The organism is Nitrospirota bacterium (assembly GCA_016207905.1).
GTDB lineage: Bacteria > Nitrospirota > Thermodesulfovibrionia > Thermodesulfovibrionales > JdFR-86 > JACQZC01.
This window is the reverse complement of record JACQZC010000006.1, coordinates 1-17,510: the sequence shown is the minus strand read 5'-3', so window position 1 is coordinate 17,510 and position 17,510 is coordinate 1. Positions and strand designations below refer to the sequence as shown.

General features: G+C 42.0%; 21 protein-coding genes and 2 tRNA genes. 11 read left to right on the top strand and 12 right to left on the bottom strand.

Features of this window, described 5'->3' with window-relative positions:
- Positions 1-14 precede the first annotated feature (14 nt).
- The 4 genes from HY805_00880 to hemL are packed head-to-tail and all read right to left on the bottom strand — an operon-like array spanning position 15 to position 3,610.
- Complete coding sequence (locus tag HY805_00880; protein MBI4822775.1) at positions 15-767, bottom strand: 4Fe-4S dicluster domain-containing protein; 753 nt, start codon at positions 765-767, stop codon at positions 15-17.
- Entirely contained in the window at positions 767-1,237 is a 471-nt protein-coding gene (locus HY805_00875) for a cytochrome c3 family protein (protein ID MBI4822774.1), read from the bottom strand. The genes HY805_00880 and HY805_00875 overlap by 1 nt, the downstream gene beginning before the upstream one ends.
- A 53-nt stretch (positions 1,238-1,290) precedes the next feature.
- Positions 1,291-2,295 (bottom strand): cytochrome c3 family protein, encoded by a 1,005-nt coding sequence (locus HY805_00870; GenBank protein MBI4822773.1) that lies wholly within the window; start codon positions 2,293-2,295, stop codon positions 1,291-1,293.
- Between the two features lie 31 nt (positions 2,296-2,326).
- Positions 2,327-3,610: a glutamate-1-semialdehyde 2,1-aminomutase gene (hemL, locus tag HY805_00865; GenBank protein MBI4822772.1), complete on the bottom strand. Its 1,284-nt coding sequence runs from the start codon at positions 3,608-3,610 to the stop codon at positions 2,327-2,329.
- A 204-nt stretch (positions 3,611-3,814) separates the two neighbouring features.
- On the opposite strand from hemL, the gene HY805_00860 reads away from it, so the two are divergent.
- From HY805_00860 to HY805_00825, 8 genes are read left to right on the top strand one after another with little or no spacing between them, the layout of a single operon-like run.
- Positions 3,815-4,543: a PASTA domain-containing protein gene (locus HY805_00860; protein MBI4822771.1), complete on the top strand. Its 729-nt coding sequence runs from the start codon at positions 3,815-3,817 to the stop codon at positions 4,541-4,543.
- Positions 4,509-5,165 (top strand): ribulose-phosphate 3-epimerase, encoded by a 657-nt coding sequence (locus HY805_00855; protein ID MBI4822770.1) that lies wholly within the window; start codon positions 4,509-4,511, stop codon positions 5,163-5,165. Before HY805_00860 ends, HY805_00855 begins: the two co-directional genes overlap by 35 nt.
- Positions 5,158-6,228 (top strand): tetratricopeptide repeat protein, encoded by a 1,071-nt coding sequence (locus HY805_00850; GenBank protein MBI4822769.1) that lies wholly within the window; start codon positions 5,158-5,160, stop codon positions 6,226-6,228. Before HY805_00855 ends, HY805_00850 begins: the two co-directional genes overlap by 8 nt.
- Before the next feature lie 20 nt (positions 6,229-6,248).
- Positions 6,249-6,800: a CDP-diacylglycerol--glycerol-3-phosphate 3-phosphatidyltransferase gene (gene pgsA / locus HY805_00845; protein ID MBI4822768.1), complete on the top strand. Its 552-nt coding sequence runs from the start codon at positions 6,249-6,251 to the stop codon at positions 6,798-6,800.
- The gene (locus HY805_00840) at positions 6,778-8,064 is read left to right on the top strand and encodes a DUF512 domain-containing protein (protein MBI4822767.1); all 1,287 of its coding nucleotides are present in this window, start codon (positions 6,778-6,780) and stop codon (positions 8,062-8,064) included. The genes pgsA and HY805_00840 overlap by 23 nt, the downstream gene beginning before the upstream one ends.
- Positions 8,061-8,891 carry a shikimate dehydrogenase gene (locus HY805_00835; GenBank protein ID MBI4822766.1) on the top strand — a complete coding sequence of 277 codons (831 nt, stop codon included), beginning with the start codon at positions 8,061-8,063 and terminating at the stop codon, positions 8,889-8,891. Before HY805_00840 ends, HY805_00835 begins: the two co-directional genes overlap by 4 nt.
- Before the next feature lie 36 nt (positions 8,892-8,927).
- A complete protein-coding gene (locus HY805_00830; protein MBI4822765.1) occupies positions 8,928-9,305 on the top strand; it encodes a DUF948 domain-containing protein in 378 nt (125 codons plus the stop codon).
- Positions 9,302-9,613 (top strand): YtxH domain-containing protein, encoded by a 312-nt coding sequence (locus HY805_00825; protein ID MBI4822764.1) that lies wholly within the window; start codon positions 9,302-9,304, stop codon positions 9,611-9,613. Before HY805_00830 ends, HY805_00825 begins: the two co-directional genes overlap by 4 nt.
- Positions 9,614-9,820: 207 nt before the next feature.
- Here the strand turns inward: HY805_00825 and HY805_00820 are convergent.
- The 7 genes from HY805_00820 to HY805_00790 all read right to left on the bottom strand — a co-directional run bounded on the left by HY805_00820 (position 9,821) and on the right by HY805_00790 (position 13,415).
- Positions 9,821-9,905: transfer RNA gene (locus HY805_00820), tRNA-Ser, on the bottom strand.
- Between the two features lie 64 nt (positions 9,906-9,969).
- Positions 9,970-10,398 (bottom strand): nucleoside deaminase, encoded by a 429-nt coding sequence (locus tag HY805_00815; GenBank protein MBI4822763.1) that lies wholly within the window; start codon positions 10,396-10,398, stop codon positions 9,970-9,972.
- A gap of 156 nt (positions 10,399-10,554) precedes the next feature.
- Entirely contained in the window at positions 10,555-11,124 is a 570-nt protein-coding gene (locus HY805_00810; protein ID MBI4822762.1) for a hypothetical protein, read from the bottom strand.
- Positions 11,125-11,319: 195 nt separating this feature from the next.
- Positions 11,320-11,574, bottom strand: a complete 255-nt coding sequence (locus tag HY805_00805) for a type II toxin-antitoxin system MqsA family antitoxin (protein ID MBI4822761.1) — start codon at positions 11,572-11,574, stop codon at positions 11,320-11,322.
- A complete protein-coding gene (locus HY805_00800) occupies positions 11,543-11,893 on the bottom strand; it encodes a DUF4258 domain-containing protein (GenBank protein ID MBI4822760.1) in 351 nt (116 codons plus the stop codon). Before HY805_00800 ends, HY805_00805 begins: the two co-directional genes overlap by 32 nt.
- A gap of 508 nt (positions 11,894-12,401) precedes the next feature.
- Positions 12,402-12,608: a DUF2283 domain-containing protein gene (locus HY805_00795; protein ID MBI4822759.1), complete on the bottom strand. Its 207-nt coding sequence runs from the start codon at positions 12,606-12,608 to the stop codon at positions 12,402-12,404.
- Positions 12,609-13,175: 567 nt separating this feature from the next.
- Positions 13,176-13,415, bottom strand: coding sequence for a DUF433 domain-containing protein (locus HY805_00790; protein MBI4822758.1), 240 nt, complete (start codon positions 13,413-13,415; stop codon positions 13,176-13,178).
- 423 nt (positions 13,416-13,838) lie between these two features.
- On the opposite strand from HY805_00790, the gene HY805_00785 reads away from it, so the two are divergent.
- A complete protein-coding gene (locus tag HY805_00785) occupies positions 13,839-15,902 on the top strand; it encodes a phenylalanine--tRNA ligase subunit beta (GenBank protein MBI4822757.1) in 2,064 nt (687 codons plus the stop codon).
- Here the strand turns inward: HY805_00785 and HY805_00780 are convergent.
- Positions 15,888-16,334 (bottom strand): D-tyrosyl-tRNA(Tyr) deacylase, encoded by a 447-nt coding sequence (locus HY805_00780; GenBank protein MBI4822756.1) that lies wholly within the window; start codon positions 16,332-16,334, stop codon positions 15,888-15,890. The two genes, HY805_00785 and HY805_00780, sit on opposite strands and share 15 nt — an antisense overlap.
- Positions 16,335-16,421: 87 nt before the next feature.
- On the opposite strand from HY805_00780, the gene HY805_00775 reads away from it, so the two are divergent.
- Together HY805_00775 and HY805_00770 are read left to right on the top strand one after the other, a co-directional pair.
- Positions 16,422-16,498 (top strand) — tRNA-Pro (locus HY805_00775).
- Positions 16,499-16,596: 98 nt separating this feature from the next.
- Positions 16,597-17,478, top strand: coding sequence for a sodium:calcium antiporter (locus tag HY805_00770; protein ID MBI4822755.1), 882 nt, complete (start codon positions 16,597-16,599; stop codon positions 17,476-17,478).
- Positions 17,479-17,510 lie beyond the last annotated feature (32 nt).

Sequence of the window (17,510 nt, the reverse complement as noted above, 5' to 3'; positions counted from 1 at the left end):
CACCTCACTGAAAATCATCTAATAAGAGAATCATATCCCAAATAATAGACAGAGGGCTTTGTTCCAAACTCATCTTTTAAAACAGAAACCCTTTGTGTTTTTATTATATCTGCCACAGGGTGGGCAGGGTCGTTTATGTCTCCGATATGTCTTGCACCAAATGGGCATGCGTCCTCACATGCTGGTTTCATGCCCTTGGTAATCCTGTGGTAACAGAAATTGCATTTCTCTGCTACTTTATGGACTGGATGGAAAAACCTTACTCCATATGGACATGCCATAATGCAATATCCACAGCCAATGCACCATTTTCTGTCAACGAGCACAACCCCATCATTTGTCTGATAGGTAGCTCCAACAGGGCAGACCTGAACACAAGGCGGGTTTGTGCACTGATTACAGAGCTTTGGAACAAAAAATGCCTTTGCTATGTCTTCCTGAGGGACAACAATGCCCTGAGGGTTATTTATGAGATAGCCATCTCTTCCGCCATATGGTGAATCCGCAAGCACTGTGCCGTCTTTTTTCACAACATATCTTTCAACCCATGTCCTTGTTACAGGGACATCGTAAGGTATCTCGTTTTCCAACTTGCATGCCCTCACGCAAAGTCCACAGCCCACACACTTAAAGGTATCCACAAGAAAGACCCACCTTTTGGGGGTTATAATACCTGCACTACTTAGGATGTCTTTTCCTAATATAGATGAAAGCCCCAATCCTGCTCCAACCATCAAGCCTGTCTTTAAGAAGTCCCTTCTTGAAATCACAATGCATCTCCTTTTGGGCTGTGAGGGTTATGGCATGAGACACATTCTATATCAGGATTATGATTATCAGGAATAATCCCTTTTATATCCGCCCTTTCCGTCTGCTTATATGGAAGCCTGCTATGGCATCTTAGGCAGTGCTCCCGCTCTTTATTTATAATGAGCTTTGGAGGCTCTTCTGGATGCTCATATGCAGGGCCATGACAGTTTTCGCAGTTGATAATGCTATGTGGAGATTTCATTACCGAGTCATACTCACTAACATGACAATCCTTACAAAAATCCCTATTTTTGAATTTTACTTTAAATGCCTTCCACTCATCCTCATTTGCCTTTCTATGCCAGCCATACATATAGCCCTTTTCCCCGACCCCAAAATCAGAAGGCACAACAATGACTCTCGCAATGAATATTATGGCAACCAATGCAACAACCACATAAAGAGGTCTCAGCAAATGGCTTTTCATAAAAAAACTATACAGGAAAAAGAAAGTCTTTGCAACAGGGTAACAGGAATGGCTTAGGGAGATGCAGATATAAACCTCTTTGGCTCTCTGTATTCATGGCAGGTAGTGCAGTTTTTCCTTGCAGATTTCCCAGTCACCCGCCATATATGTGGCTTATGGCAGTCCTTGCACTTCATGCCAACTACTTTTATATGAAGGTCATGTCTTCCAATATCGAGTATGTTTCTATGGCAGTTAAGACAATCTCCCCAATCAGGCCTGATTTTTTCATGAGGCTTATGGCATTCATAGCAGTGAAACTGCATAGGTGCATTCTCAGGTATATTTACCTTTATTGCCTTCTCGATGGTCTCAGGAGATGGCTGATAGCGAAGCACATCTATGGTGCCGTCTCTTATGAGCTCTTTTCTTATCTCTTCTTTCCCATGACAGAAAAGACATTTTTTCCTTCCGGGTTTGAGGTCAGGCATCCTGTCTGTATGACAGTTAAGACAGGCAAGCTTTTCCATGCCCATGCCATGAACTTCCTTGCCTGTATGGCAGTTCATACAGAATCTTTCCTCAGGCGTGAATCTATGGACGATATATCCATGGCATTTTGAGCACTCTATCTGCTCCATAAAGTAGTGTTTTGCATGAAGCCTTGACTTGTTTATGGGCTTGGCTTTCTCGAATCTTTCGTCTTTTTCCCAGTGGCATTTGATACAGAATTTCCATGGCACAATTATCTTTCCATGTCTTGGAGGGACCTTTGTTGGCCTTTTAAGCACAAAGCTTATAAGGAGTCTATTCTGGTCGGTTATCGAAAGGTGGTGGCATTCGTGACAGTTAAGTCCTTTATGCTCGCTTACCTCCCATGCCTTGAATGCAGGCTCCATGAGATGACAGCTCAGGCAGAACCTTGGATTGTTCTGTGTGAAATCATAAAACTTGAATGCCCCAAATCCGGCACCTGCAAGTATTATGACTAAAAGCAGGGCTATAACGAGCTTTCCCCTGAAGGGTATGTCGGATATTAATCCCTTAAACGAACCAATTCTCCTTAACCACTTAAACAACTAATGAACTGACCCCCTTAAAATCAAGCATTTATAGAGTTTTGAAGGTTTCATATGCCGCTTTTGCGGTCTTTTCCATGTCTTCTTTAGAGTGTGCAAGAGATATAAAGCCTGCCTCGAACTGGCTTGGTGCAAGGTTTATGCCCCTATCGAGCATGCCATGGAAAAACCTTGCAAACTTAGCAGTATCAGAGGTCTTTGCAGTCTTATAGTCAATAACCTCGGTGTCAGTAAAATATGTGCAAAACATCGTGCCTGCCCTGTAAAATTTTGTCTTTATACCTGCCCTTTTTGAGGCATCCTTAAGACCTTCTTCAAGTAAAGATGCCTTTTTATCGAGGGTATCGTAGATACCCTTTCTTAGGAGAATTTTGATTGTGGCAATTCCAGCTGTCATGGCTATGGGGTTTCCTGAAAGCGTTCCTGCCTGATAAACAGGCCCTTCGGGTGCTACCATTGACATTATCTCTTTTTTACCTCCATAAGCACCAACAGGAAGCCCGCCGCCAATGACCTTTCCAAGACATGTCATATCAGGCTTTATTCCATAATGCCCTTGTGCACCTCCAAATGCTACCCTGAAGCCTGTCATTACCTCATCGAAGATAAGGACTATGCCATGTTTTTCGGTTATCTCTCTCAGGGACTCAAGAAATCCCTTCTTTGGAAGCACACAGCCTATATTTCCGATAACTGGCTCCACAATCACACAGGCAATGGACTTATAGTTTTTTTCTATAACAGACTTAAATGCATTGATGTTATTGAAAGGCAGTGTAATAGTGTTTTTTGCGTATGACTCCGGAACACCCGGACTATCAGGAACGCCTAATGTCGTTGCTCCCGAGCCTGCCTTTACAAGAAGGCCATCTGCATGTCCGTGATAGCATCCTTCAAACTTGACAATCTTATCTTTTCCCGTAAAGCCTCTGGCAACCCTTATAGCAGACATTGTTGCCTCTGTGCCTGATGAGACCATTCTCACCTTATCCATGGAGGGATATGCCTTTATAACCAGATCTGCAAGCTCTATCTCAAGCGGAGTGGGTGCTCCATAGCTTGTGCCTCTTTGAAGGGCTGATTTAATGGCAGATATAACATCTGGTTGGCTATGCCCTAAAATCATAGGTCCCCATGAAAGAACATAATCTATATAGGAGTTTCCATCTACATCATAAAGCTTTGAGCCTTTTGCCTTTGATATAAATATAGGAGTTCCGCCAACTGCAAGAAATGCCCTTACAGGGCTGTTTACACCTCCGGGTATAATGCCCTTTGCCTTTTTGAAGAGCAGAGAAGACTTTCTATGGTTCATATCATCTCCCTATTAGTGCATTTTCAAGGCTTATATACACAAATTTTAAATTACCACACTAATTATGGAATTGTCAAAAAGAGCGGCAACCTAATCAAGCCATGTTTTTAATGCCATTCCATGAAAACTGTCTCAGAAGTCATATATAATAAGACATGTCCCTTAGGGAATCAGATACCAAAACGGTTTCTTTGGAGTAAGGATTTGCAAAAGATAAAACGGATACTCTTTTATTTGTTCTGGTTCACACTCCTCAGTGTTCTTTCAGGCTATATCACATTAAAGCTCCTCCATGAAGGCAGAACAATCATTGTCCCAAACCTTAAGGCAATCAGCCTTAACGAGGCAATGGGCTTAGCTAAAAACATCGGTGCTTCCTTAGCAGTGATGGAAGAAGCCTATGACCTGCATATACCCGAAGGATACATAATAAGTCAGGACATTCCGGCAGGCACATCCATAAAAGGAAAAGCTGAGATAAAGGTAACGCTCAGCAAAGGCGTAATGCCATACTTCGTTCCCTCTGTCATCGGCAATACAGTAGATGAAGCTAAGAAAATCTTTCATCAAAACGACATAGTGCTGTCCAATATAATCTCTGTCTTTTCAAGGGAGGTTGACAAAGGCAGGATAATCGCACAGAAGCCTCATCCTCAGGAAAAAACAGATGAGCTTGTAACGCTGATTGTCAGCAAAGGCACATATAGTGTAATCTATTACTGCCCTTCTTTCAAAGGAATGTCAAATGAGGATGCCTTGACATTAGTAGAGGAATTAGGGCTTAAGGTCGAGATTGAAGGCAAAGGAGAGATGGTAAAGGCACAGATGCCCGAGCCAGGCACATTGATAAATGCCAGCTCTAATATATGGATTCAATTAGAAGGGAGGTCAAACACAGATGATAAAGATAGCTCCGTCAATACTGTCCGCTGATTTCATGAGGCTTAAAGAGGAGATAAAAGCCGCCGAGGATGCAGGCGCGGATATGATCCACATAGATATAATGGATGGCCATTTCGTGCCAAACATAACCATCGGGCAATTTATAGTTAATGCGATTAAAAAGGTAACACGGCTCCCATTGGATGTGCATCTCATGATAGAGGAGCCTGATAGATACCTTAAGGAGTTCATAGATTCAGGTGCAGATTACCTGACAGTTCATGTCGAGGCATCCATTCATCTTCATAGAACCGTATGCTGGATAAAGGAAGGTGGAGCAAAGGCAGGTGTATCGTTGAATCCTGCAACCCCTATCTGGGCACTCGAGCACATCCTCGAAGAGGCAGACCTTGTAGTTTTGATGTCAGTTAACCCTGGCTTTGGAGGTCAGGGATTCATCCCACAGTGCATAGAAAAAATAAGGGGACTGAAAAAAATCATAACCGAAAAGGCACTAAAAACCCAGATAGAGGTCGATGGCGGTATAACCCCTGAAAATGCAAAGGCAGTGGCAGATGCAGGAGCCGATATATTGGTCATGGGCTCTGCATTTTTTAACTCGGAAGACTATAAGGCACTTATTTCAAGACTAAGAAAACTCCTAAATGGCTGACAATATCGTATCTAAGGCAGATGCATTAAAAGATACATCGAGATACTACCCCTCGCTCAGGGCATATAAGACCGCTTTTAGACTGTATAAGGGAAAAGACCAAGGCAGGGAGCTTCATTGTCTTTTGGGCATCGCCGATACATCGAGGATGACAGGGAACTTTCAAGACGCTATCGAATACTACAGGAAGGCAATTGAACTCGGAAGAAAGCTAAAGGACCCAAGCATAGTCATAGATGCAGGCGTTGGCATGGGATTAGGCATGAGGGCATTGGGTAAATGGAAAACTGCACTGAGACTCTTTAGTGAAGCAGGGTCCTTCTATAGAAGGATAAAAGACAGAGAAGGCATAGCCTTTTGTCTCTGGGCAAAGGCAGGAACACTTAGAATAAAAGGCGATATCTATGGAGCAATCAGAACATTCAGAGACTCTCTCAGGGCATTTACAGCCCTTCGGATCGAAAGCGGTATCGGCTATTCATTATGTGGATTGGGAGGCGTAACGAGGATTAAGGGACTTTATAAGGAATCCTTCGGATATTACAGCTCTGCAAACGAGCTATTCAGAAGACTCAAAGACACATTTGGTATTGCATACTCACATTGCGGAATCGGCAATGCCCTCAGAATGAAAGGAGACCTCGAGGGCGCACTGATTCATCTAAGAAGGGCACTACGGCTTTACACAAAAATAGGCGATACGGTCAGTAAGGCATATACCCTCTGGAGCATGGGTAAGACCCATATGTTGCTTGGAAAATACGCCTCATCGAAAAAATATCTAAAAGACTCCATGAGTCTATTGAAAAAAACAAAAGACCCAAGAGGAGTCATTTATTCAAGGCTTGGGCTTTCGGAATTAAGATTCCTCTCAGGCAAAAAGGGCTCTGCAAAGACAATGCTTCAGCTTGCATTCAAGGAGGCAGAAACATATGGTTTTCTGATAGAGAAATGTCATGCAAGGGCTTTGCTTTCATTTGTCTTAAAAAAACCGTATGACAGATGTTATAATAAATTGGGGTTGAAATACAGGCTTCGGTCTATACCATTTAATATTCCATAAGAGGCGAATATAAGGCACATATGGGGATACTTAATCTCCCTAATACACTTACGGTATTCAGGATTATCCTGATTCCGGTGTTTGTAACTGCGGTTATCTACGAAAGATACACCTCTGCGCTTTATCTTTTTTTGGTGGCATCTCTTACGGATGTAATGGATGGGCTGATTGCAAGGCTTAAGGGTCAGAAGACTCTGCTTGGGACATTCCTTGACCCGCTTGCCGATAAATTTCTGCTCGTGACATCGTTTATACTGTTTTCCTATTATGGCTTTGTGCCAGGATGGTTAACCATAATGGTCATAAGCAGGGATATAATCGTAACGATTGGATGGATACTGCTTTATATGACAACACATACACAAAAGGTAGAGCCCTCTACACTGGGAAAACTATCAATCGCAATGCAGTTCATACTGCTTTGTTATGTCCTTATCGACATAAATTATCCTTTATCCTTAGAGATAAAGGATGCCCTCATATGGACAACCGCATCATTTACAGTGCTTTCAGGACTTCATTACATATACAGGGAGCTAAAAAAGACAGGTGAAAGAGCAAGCAGTCATTGACAATGTAGTAGCAGGAAGTGCTGCCCATAAGGCAGGCATCCTTAAAGGAGATGTAATAGTCTCCATAAACGGAAACCCTGTCCAGGACGAGATAGATTACATCTTCTATGGCAGTGAGCCTAAACTACATATAGAGATAAAAAGAGACGGAAAGACAGAAGACATAAATCTTACTCACAAAGAATCGGAGAAACCCGGCATAAAGCTAAGACAATTCAAACTAAAGACATGCAAGTGCAATTGTATATTCTGTTTTGTCAGCCAGAATCCAAGAGGGCTAAGAAAAACCCTCTATGTAAAGGATGAAGACTACAGGCTCTCGTTTCTTTACGGAAACTATATAACCATGATGAACCTCACGGATGAAGACAAACAGAGGATTGCCAAGCAGAGGTTGAGCCCGCTCTATATATCGGTTCATTCAACCAACCGAGCACTAAGAAACAGGATGATTGGAAACCAAAATGGCACAGACATAATGAAAGACCTTGGCTTTCTTAAAAAGCATGGTATAAAGATGCACACACAGATAGTGCTCTGCCCTGGCATTAATGACAAAGAGGAGCTCAAAAAGACCATACGGGAGCTTTACTCCCTTTATCCCAATCTTCAGTCCATTGCAGTTGTGCCTGTTGGTCTTACAGCCCACAGAAAGACAAAACTAAGGGCTGTTGAAAAGGAAAACGCAGAGTCCGCACTAAAGATCATCGAGGGCTTTCAGAAAAGGTTTAAGAAAAAACACGGAGACCCGATTGTTTATCCTGCTGATGAGCTTTATATAAAGGCAGGCATGACATTCCCCTCCATCAGGGACTATGGAGAACTGCACCAGCTCGAAAACGGTGTAGGCATGGTTTCTCTTTTTAATGCAAAGACAAAAACGATTACCACCCAAAAAATAAAAGACTCCAATAAAAAATATATAACCTTCGCAGGCACCTCTTTTTATCCTTATTTTAAGAGGTTCCTCGAAAGGCTTGCAAAATCCGGTATCTCTGTCAGCTTAGTGCCAGTAAAGAACAGATTTTTCGGTGAATCCATTACAGTAACAGGGCTGATTACAGGACGAGATGTAATAAGAACGCTTTCGGATAAAACCGAAGGACATGACATCCTTCTTGTGCCTGATGTTGTCTTAAGGGATGAAAGGGATGTCTTCTTAGACGATGTCTCGCTAAAGGATATAGAGTCTGCACTAAAAATAAAAGCAAAGGTAATAGAGCCAACCCCAGAGGGCTTGATAAGGGCAATGGAGGATAAATGAAGATAACTGGAAAAACAAAGGTCATTGCCCTTCTGGGCTATCCTGTTACACACAGTCTTTCGCCACTCATGCATAACACTGCATTTGAGCACTTAGGGCTTGACTACTGCTATGTAACATTTTCCGTTAAGCCTGAGATGCTAAAGGACGCAGTAGAGGCTATAAGGACACTTAACATGACAGGCGTAAATGTTACGGTCCCACATAAGGAAAATGTAATCCCCTTTTTAGATAAATTAGACAAAGAGGCATTAGCCATAGGTGCTGTAAATACTATTGTAAACAAAGACGGTAGACTCATCGGCTATAACACAGACGGAAAAGGCTTTATGAAAAGCCTCTCTGAGCAAGGCATAAAGACAAAGACAAAGACTGTTTTAATCCTTGGTGCAGGTGGTGCCTCAAAGGCAATAAGCTACTATCTTACTGAAAAGGCTAAAGGGCTTTATATCTATGATATCGACATTGGTAAGGCTGAAAAACTAATAGGGGATTTACAAAGGCTTGGAAAAACAAATGTTTTTTTCATGGATTCCCCGAGAAATATATCCGATATGGACATTATCGTAAATGCCACTCCTTTAGGACTTAAGGACTCAGACCCTATCCCTTTGGATATATCCCTGATAAGACCCTCACACATAATCGGAGACCTCATATACAAAGAGACTCCCTTGCTTAAAAAGGCAGGAAGAAAAGGCTGTAGAACATTCAATGGTCTTGGAATGCTTCTTTGGCAGGGTGTCTTTGCCTTTGAGCTCTGGACAGGTGTAAAACCTCCTCATGAGCTTATGAGGAAATCACTTTACCTCTTTACATCTCATTAAATTCATATTACAATCTATTTTAGATAAGGAGGAATTATGACCGAGATACTTCTTGTGGCTATTGTGGTTATCTTAGCCTTAGTAGCAGGGTTTCTTATATTTGTCCTTCTTTCTGCAAGAAATACATTCAAGGAACTCTCTAAATTGCTCTCTACTATGGAAAGCACTATAAAACCTACGATGGATGAGCTAAGTATAACTATGAGAAGCCTAAAGGAGATGACTGATAATATAAATACCATTACCGATGATGTCAAGAAATTTTCCAATGTTGTTGGGGACTTAGGAGAAAATATTAAAGTAATAAATGAAGTTATACGAGATATACCTGTAAAGGTTTCAGGGGTAAGAGCAGGCATAATGGCTGCTCTTACATTTTTCTTAAAGGAACTTTTCAAAGGAGGTAGTAGATGAGAGACGATGGTCATAGCACAGGCACAGTAGTGGTGTCTTTTCTCCTTGGAGGTGTTATTGGAGCAGGTGTTGCGCTTCTTTTTGCTCCTCGCTCAGGAAAAGAGACGAGGCAGAGGATAAGGGAGCTTGCAGAGGATGTAAAGGATAAAGCAGATGACCTTATGGGCGAGGTTAAAGGCAGGGTGGCAAAGACAATCGAAAGCGGAAAGGAGTTCGTAGCAGAAAAGAGATCCATTCTTGCAGAGGCAATCGAGGCAGGAAAAGAGGCTTATCACAAGGAAAAAGAAAAACACGAACACACAAAATAAAAGTGGATATCAGGATGCATTCCGCCTGAGCTTGAGCTCAGAAACGAGATTGTAAACCTACGCGACCTCATAAACACAATTGATGACGACAAAGAAAGGCTGAAGAGGCTAAGAGAGCTCAATTTTAAATTATTGAAACTAAATATGATGCGTAAGAGACCTATTAATCTTGAGGGGTATGAGGATAAGGTAACTGAGAGGTTTATCCGGAGAGGGGGGGATTCGAACCCCCGATGGAGTTACCCATAACGGTTTTCGAGACCGCCGCTTTCAACCACTCAGCCACCTCTCCATCACCCCAAAAAAATCTTGCGATTTTTTTGGGGGACCCTGTGAATCTCTATATAGCTTAACAATTATCTACGCCCTTTGAAAAACCTCTTGAGAATCTCACTACATTCAGACTCAAGGACACCAGAGACAACCTCCACCCGATGATTAAGCCTTTTGTCATTAAGTATATTATAAAGACTTCCTACTGCCCCACCCTTTGAATCTCTACAGCCATAAACAACCCTCTTAAGCCTTGCATTAATCATTGCACCTGCACACATTATACATGGCTCTTTTGTAACATAAAGCACAGAAGAGGAAAGCCTCCATGTGCCAAGTTTTTTTGCAGTCTTTCTTATTGCAATCAGCTCTGCATGGCAAGTTGGGTCATAGGATGCCTCCCTGCTATTATGAGCCTTTGCAATTATCCGACCCTCGTGGACAATAAGTGCACCTACTGGAACCTCTTCCTCCAAAAAAGCAAGGCTTGCCTCCCTGAGTGCCAGCCTCATGTAATGGACATCATGGTCAACGATAATCTTCTTACTCAATACTGGGAAAATACTATATGTAGTTGAAAAAAATCAATATGAGCTTGCGAGTGCCCCTATACCGAACAGAACTATACAGGTAGAATGTGAGACACCTTTTTGATGAAGTTTAAAAAGTTAGTGAATTAGTGAGACAGAACACCTGTCCCTATTTCTACTCTTAAAACAATTTTTCAATCCCTTTACAATCAATATTAATGGATAACGAAAGGGTACAACATACCAGTATCTTTTTCTGACAAACAAACGAGTTAATTTCTTTTCCCATTTTTCAGCGACATCTTCACGCTCGTTGTGCTCAGGATGAATTGCTTTATGTATATGATGACCTAATTCATGAAATAAAACATGAGCAAAAGCCATTTCCCTCAAACAAGGAATTCTGAATGTAATGGAATCGCTCGAATTAACTATATTGTCCACAAAGATTTCAATCCATGCAGGCGTGTCATTCCATTTTTTGTGATACAATCCAAGCGAATCAGGAATACGAACTTTTTTGTTGCGATACCAAGTCTTGCCACGGCGACGACTTCGCGAAAGAGTTGAGGAATTGGTAAGTACAATTCGATGTAAATTTCTAAGGTATTCGCTTGGAACATAATAAATAAGTCTTCTTATGACCTCAGCAGCATCCGCTGGCGGTCTGTAATCTCGATAGACTTCCTTAATTTCAAGGCTGTTCATAGATATTTGCAAAAATATCAGCTATGAGAACCCTTTTTCGTTACGGCCTGAAGCGTTATTCCAAATGTCCTGCCGACTTCAATATTCTTTTTTCCGCTTAGTGTGAGGTTGTCCTTTCCTTTCATTGAAGTAAAGAATAACTCCTTTGCCATTATCTTAAGCAGGCGCCTTTTTTACAACAGTGAGACACAGTCTTCATACAGCTTCGTAATGGACAACTGACATTTCAGAATGGAGCTCATCCAGTCTATCAAGTAGAGACTCAATTTTATCTACCACACTGCTTTTCATATATGCCTCACCACAGTCTGAGCAGAGCTCCGCAGGTACATCTTTGATGACCGCAACCTTTTCACCCACTAAAAATGGAATAGTAGTAATCCCCTCATGCATCTCACTACCGCATAAAGGACATCTTTTAATTTTGTCTTTTCCTTTTTTTCCAATCATCTTCCCACCTCTCAGCAGACGGTCTGTAGACCGTTACTATTAATATTCTATCAAAATCTCTGTCTATTGCTACAACTACATGAACAGGAGCAGAGCCAGCAAATCCAAGCACCAGACAATCAGGAAGCGGTCTACTCTCTAAAGGGTAATCCTCCACTATTATACATCCCTTCAGAGAATTTTCCACCTCTGCTTTCCTTAAACTTTCAATTCTTAGTTTCTTAACTGCATGCAATGACCAGAATATCTTCTCATTAAGAGCAGGGATATGTTCACTCGCCCTCTGTCTTATAAACTGTTCTTTTTCTTTGGATGTCATAAATTCCTAAATTATACATTAAATGTAGCAGAAAATTTGTATAAGTAAATCTCCCCTGTCAAGCCAATTTAGAAATGTCCTATTTTGGTTATTTAGGACATTATCATTTTGGCAGGACAGGTCATGGGTTTTTGTTAATTTGGGGTTTCACCCCAAACCCCAGTTGCTTTAGGTGAATCGCATCTGCGATGTCCTTCATGCCCAAGAAAAGTAACCAAAAGAATCGCACCTATGTTAAATTTCCGGGCGCTCCGCTTCAGGATGCCTCTGGTAAAATAATTCAAACTCGGCATCTAGCCTCAAACACGAATTATTTTTTAACCCTCCAGCATCCTTCGCTTCACTGAAATTTAACAAAAGGGGTTATTGAGGGGCTTGACAAATCAAAAAGAGAAGGAAACGACATTTCATCAAGATTTTTAAATGAGGCAACAGAAAAAAGGTAGGTTGGGTTGAGCGGAGCGAAACCCAACAATTCTTACTATGCCCCGCCCAGTTGATTGATTCGTTAGGCACCTGTCTTTTCCATTTGTAGAAAAGAAACTTCTGACATTCCCGCTTTTTCTTTCGCATGTTCAATTGTCATGCTTACAAGATTGCCCTTTTCATCCAAGTCAATGTAGAGATTTTCTGATATTTCTTTTGTCTCAACGACAGAAACATTTGAAAACTCAATCAACGCTGTGTCTGTATCTGAGAAATATCGAATTTTCATTTATCTTCCTCCTCTTCGATAAACTTCCACTTCCTTATCCTTCCATCAGTCTGAACTCCTGTTTGACAGGTTTTTTAATGGTATCCAAAATCCATCGAGCCATCTTCCTTTGCATTATCTTAAGCATCCATCTTTTCCTGTCAAGGGAATTTTGCTGTCAAGATTAAGTATTTCATCTTTGCTATTTTTCTTCTATCACAGGAAGCTTTTTGATGCGATACTCTTTTTCATCTATTGATACGATTACTCCCTTAGCAAGGTCAGCCTCAATTAGTGGTAATACAGTTATGAGAAGCCTTGCGATTATATCTGGCTTAGCATTGGCAACCCGTAGTGAAACAACGCTTGGACCTTTAAGTCCGCTTTGAGCAATAATTGCAGAGAAATCTAAATCCTGTGTGATAATTGCAGCCTGCTCCTAATATGCCAGTTGAATAATTTCCCTGTCAGAAGCTGTTGCAGGTAGTTTGTCTGTAATGCGGGTAATATTATATTTGTTCTTTTTTAATTCTTTAACAGTGAGAGGGGAGATATGTATATCTGCTATAAACTTTAATTCCATATCCCTTATTCAGCATGGGCAGGGATAGGACGATGATACTCTTCTGCAAGCCATGCTGCATACTCAATAGCCTGAAGAATGTCTTCTTCTTCAAGTTCAGGATATGCCTTCAGGATTTCTTCGCGCTTCATGCCAGAAGCCAGCAATTTAAGAACAAAAGCAACAGTAATACGCATCCCCCTGATGGTGGGTTGCCCCATGCAGACCTCTGGATTGACAGTTATACGATTAAATGGATTAGGCATAGTAATTTCTCCTTTAAAAGTATTATATCATTCTTTATGCTCCGATGTTGCACCTTTCCTTGCCTACGACCCATAAAAAATAACTCCTTTGCATTATCTTAAGCAGGCACATCTTTTCCTGTCAAGGGAATTTCTCAGTGTGACAGGTCATATCGTAGGCTAAAGCCCGCGGCTACACTGATTAAAGAGAAAGACTGGATTCCCCGAACAAGTCGGGGAATGACGAGGATGGTATTGGGGAATGACCCCTCACCCTAACCCTCTCCCGCCCGCCTGAGGCGGGGGAGAGGGAAAACGGAAACCATAGTCCATTTTTTACTTGACAAAAGGTTCGGGAAAGCAAAATTAAAGCAAGGAGCTGAAATGAAAATTTCAGGATAAAGGAGAGAATCCCAAAGCAGAGAATCTGCTATAATAATCTTCATGCTAATTTCACTTGAATGGCTTAAGGAATTCATCAGCCTAAATATCGACCCTCATGAGATAGCCCACATCCTCACAATGGCTGGGCTTGAGGTCGAGGCAATAGAGGCAGTTGATGCCGATTATGTCTTTGAGGTCAATGTTACTCCTAACAGGCCTGACTGCCTGAGCATCCATGGCATTGCACGGGAGCTTTCAGCCATAACTGGAAGACCTATAATGTTTCCTGAGTCTGATATAAAGGAATCCCGACGCTTCGGGACTGTATGCGAGTTTGATATTGCAATAAAAGATGTATTGCTCTGTAAACGATATGCAGGAAGGGTCATAAGGGATGTAACAGTATCCGCCTCTCCTGATTGGCTCAAAAGGAGGCTTGAAAAATGCGGACTAAGGCATATAAACAATGTCGTTGACATAACAAACTATGTCCTTCTTGAGCTTGGGCATCCACTTCATGCCTTTGACCTCGACACACTAAGGGGCGGAATTATTAATGTCAGCATAGCTCATAAAGGACAAAGTATTGTCACATTAGATGGCGTCCAAAGAAAACTTCCAGAGGAAAGCCTCCTCATATGGGATAAGGAAATGCCTGTTGCCATAGCAGGCATTATGGGAGGAAAAGACACAGAGGTAACAAGCTCAACAAAAAATATCTTTCTTGAAAGTGCATGGTTTGAGCCTTCCTCGGTTAGAAGGACATCGAAAACCTTGGGCTTAAGTTCAGAGTCGTCATACAGGTTTGAAAGAGGCGCTGACATAGAGATGATTGAGACTGCACTTAACAGGGCGACATTTTTAATAAGCAAACTAACAGGAGGACAGATTCAAAGGAAAATAGATGTCTACCCCGAAAGGTTTATACCTAAAGAGATTATGGTTAACTGTGATAAGGTAAACAGGGTTTTAGGAGTAGAAATCCCTCTGCATGAAATGGCAGAGATTCTCAAAAGGCTTAACCTTACTATAAAGGAAGACAAAAAACATCTCAAGATTACCCCTCCTTCATACAGGCTCGATATAGAAAGGGACTCTGATGTGATTGAAGAGATAGCAAGGCTTTATGGCTACCAAAGGATACCATCGAGCCTACCTAAATCTCTTATAGGAGGAAAGGGTGTTGACAGAAAATCTCAACTCATAGCAAAACTAAAACAGGCACTCAGAATGTTCGGGTTCAATGAGGCAATAAACTATAGCTTTATGAACAGTCAGTATCTTGACACCCTGAATATCCCTTTGGATGATATAAAACAAAGGGCTGTTAAGATAAAAAACCCCTTAAGAAAAGAGGACTCGCTCTTAAGGACAACCCTCATACCCTCGCTCATTGAAAACCTCATCCACAACCTCTCGCATGGCATTAGGTATGTTTCGATGTTTGAGATGTCAGTGGTCTTCGAGGACACTGCCGAGGCATTGCCCCATGAGCCTTTACATCTATCAGGCATTTACTACAAGGAGAAAACCCCATCTTTATGGAAGGATGTGGCAGAGGACTTCTATCATGTCAAAGGAGCATTAGAGTCCATTTTCGAGGAGCTTAAGATTAAAGGGTATTCGTTTTTGCCCTCCACAGAGCCTTTCCTTCATGGAGGGAAATCAGCAGATGTTCTCCTGATGAATGAAAAAATTGGCTTTATAGGAGCATTGTCGCCTGATGTAGTTGAGAAGTTAAATATCAAACCAAAGGCTGACCTCATAGTCTTTGAATTAAACATGGATAAATTATTTGCCTTAGTTTCAGAGACTGTCTCCTATGAGCCAATACCAAGGTTTCCTTGCATAGAGCGTGACATTGCCCTTGTCGTGGATGACTTACTAAGGGCAGGCGATATAGAGCATCTCATAAAGACATATCCCTCTGAGTTCATAGAAGAGGTCTCTGTATTTGATTCTTATAAGGGTAGAAATATACCTGATGGGAAAAAGAGCCTTGCCTTTAGTATAAGGTATAGGGCAAAGGATAAAACCCTTAAGGACGAAGAGGTCGAGAATATTCATCAGAGCCTCGTAAATTATCTTATTCAGAAGACAGGCGGAGGGTTACGAACCTCTTGAGTCGATAGTTATCGTTACAGGCCCATCGTTTATAAGCCTTACATTCATAATCGCCCCGAATCGTCCTTCTTCTGTTTTAATCCCCATAGCTTTAAGCCTTTCTATAAAGACCTCATAGATTTCTTTTGCCATTTTAGGGTCTTCTGCCTTTTCAAAAGAAGGACGATTCCCTTTCTTAGTGTCTGCAAGCAATGTGAACTCTGAAACAACCAATGCACTGGCATTTATATCCTTTACCGAGAGGTTCATCTTTCCATTAGAATCCTCGAAAATCCTGAGATTAGAAACCTTCTTCAGGATGTAGTGGAGGTCTTCCATTGTATCGCCTCTTTCTATTCCTAAGAAAACGAGTATTCCTTTTTGGATACAGGCAATTACCTTACATTGGACACTGACATCTGCTTCTAAGACCCTCTGTATTAATGCCTTCATGAATAAGATTTTAACAGATAGGTGTTTATAGTTCAAAGCAGTAGTTAAATTGATGCTTTTTAGGCTATTATATAAGGTTAAAGGGTTCGGGGCGTAGCGCAGCCCGGTAGCGCGCCTGCTTTGGGAGCAGGATGTCGGAGGTTCGAATCCTCTCGCCCCGACCATCTAAAAGGAAGCCTCCAGAGGTTCTGGGGCAAATGCCCCTCTTCCCTCCTGAACCTTGTCTCGAAATTCCTGTGACTATGTTTTAATATATAACGATATGCTGATTTGGATAGGATTTATAATTTGTACTGCTCTCATCGTCTATTCGGGGACGAAGCTCTCCAAATACGGAGACATTATTGCCGAAAAGACCGGGCTTGGAAGAGTATGGATCGGCGTGGTGCTCATGGCGTCGGTCACATCCCTTCCAGAGCTCGTCACAGGCATAAGTTCCGTGACCTTCGCCGGAGTTCCGGAGATTGCAGTGGGTGATGTGCTTGGAAGCTGTGCGTTCAACCTTCTCATCCTTGCCTTTTTGGATGCCCTCTATCGCCAGATGCCGATCTCCGCAAAGGCCCATCAAGGGCAGATACTTTCAGCAGGTTTCGGCTTACTTCTTCTCGGTATAGTTGCCATGAGCCTTTTTCTCACATCGTCTACTCCCTCCTTTGGATGGATAGGTCCCTACAGCCTGCTCATTGTTTTAATTTATCTCATTGCCATGAGACTGGTCTATTCTTACGAAAAACGACAGTTATCCGCTTATATAAAGGAAAGAGCCGTCGAGCTGAAGTATAATGATATCCCGACCAAAACTGCGGTGCTCAACTATGGAATTAATGCGGTAATCGTAATTGTCGCTGCCGCCTTTCTACCGAAGATAGGCGAGGGCATTGCGAGAATTACCGGGCTGGGGCAAACCTTCGTAGGCAACATTTTTATTGCCGTCTCCACATCCCTTCCCGAAATCATCGTCTCGATATCTGCCGTGAGGATTGACGCCGTAGACCTCGCAATAGGGAATCTTTTCGGAAGCAATATCTTTAACATCCGCCAGTTCAATGAGGAAGTGCAACACTTGGGGCTACGAAGGAGTTACCCTAAGTGTTTATGGAGAGACGATATAAGCAACTTAATTTGGAAGAGAGGGACAGGATAACGGAGTTGAAGGCAAGGGGTTTTAGCCTGAGG